Origin of the sequence: Streptomyces sp. BE303, assembly GCF_036290945.1 — a bacterium.
GTDB lineage: Bacteria > Actinomycetota > Actinomycetes > Streptomycetales > Streptomycetaceae > Kitasatospora.
In genome coordinates this window covers 1-386 of the sequence record NZ_JAQYWZ010000904.1, presented here as the reverse complement: position 1 = coordinate 386, position 386 = coordinate 1, and the positions used below count along the sequence as shown (strand labels likewise).

Here is a 386-nt window from a genome sequence, read left to right as displayed (position 1 = left end):
GCCCCAGCAGCCGGGAACAGCAACTCGAAGCTCAGGTCGCCGACTTGACCCAGGCGCTGGGTGAGGCCGCGGTCGAGCTGCGGGTGTGGAAGAAGTCCGCGGAGGGCCGGCCGGGCCCTTCGAGGACCTCGAGGTGATCCGTGTCGAGGCGGGCATGCCGACCGCGAGGTTCTGCCGCCTGATCGGCGTGCCCGAGCGGACCTGGCGCCGTCACCGGGCTCGCGCCCGCCGCGGCGCACAGGCCGAGGGGCCGTGGCCGCGTCCGGCCCGGGAAGGGGTTCGTGACGCGGCCCGCCGCCACGCGCTTGCCCACCCCGCGTGGGGCCACCGGAAGGTCTGGGCGATGTGCCGGTGGGACGGCCACCAGGTCTCACAGGCCACCGTGC

At 75.4% G+C, this 386-nt stretch carries 1 protein-coding gene; it reads left to right on the top strand.

Features of this window, described 5'->3' with window-relative positions:
• Window positions 1–133 precede the first annotated feature (133 nt).
• Window positions 134–386 (top strand): hypothetical protein (locus tag PUR56_RS35420; RefSeq protein ID WP_329951987.1); only part of this gene is annotated, 253 nt, incomplete at its 3' end.